At 62.0% G+C, this 697-nt stretch carries 1 pseudogene; it reads right to left on the bottom strand.

The window, feature by feature from the left end:
- Nucleotides 1-292: 292 nt before the first annotated feature.
- Nucleotides 293-697 (bottom strand): annotated as a pseudogene (locus ACXJ7R_RS35390) (sulfotransferase family protein); the annotation flags it as partial.

Genomic DNA, 697 nt, shown 5'->3' with positions numbered 1-697 from the left:
GCGTTGAACAAGGGCCGACCTAGGGTCCTACCGCAGGGGTAGGTTTGCGACGCACTCGTCACACAATGATCAGGAATGGCAGCAATGCGCCGAAGTTGGCCGTTGAACTTATCATGGCCGCCGTCCAGAAGCGGACATCCGAGCGGCTAGCCGCAATGGAACCTTCGCGCCCAACAGCGGCCACCCTCCCCTTGCTGGTGCACTCGCTTCTATTGGTTACAAGCATCCGAGCCGGCGTGGACAGGCTGCTACGCGCGTTACCCGGGCTGCGGCCTCGAACTCGGTGCGGGGCTTATTTGGCGAAGCGGCTTCGAAATTCGGTAGTGGTGTTGCTGTGGGGGAAGGGTTCGGCCAGGATCGGCACGCCGAGAAAGGCGCATAGGTTCGGCCAGCCGTCGGCCACCTGATAGACCAGCAGGCGCTACGGCGGGAAAGCCGAGATCACTTCGGCGTTGTGGGCTTCGAGCACTTCGATAGCATGGGTTTCGTCGTCGAGACGACCGCCGAAAATTTTCGTCTCTATGACGGCCCGGCCAAAACTTTGCGGGTCGGAGGTCTCGCCCATGGTGTCGAAGATCGTGGCACGTGCGCTCCTGTACCAGCCCTCGGGGTTGCGAACGGTGAGGATGAGCTTGGCGTCGGGGAAATACTCGGCGAGTTCGCGCCAGAAATAGGCCGTCGGCCCGTCGACTGCCGA

This window comes from Mesorhizobium sp. P5_C1 (assembly GCF_054049815.1).
This window is presented reverse-complemented; position numbering and strand designations above follow the sequence as displayed.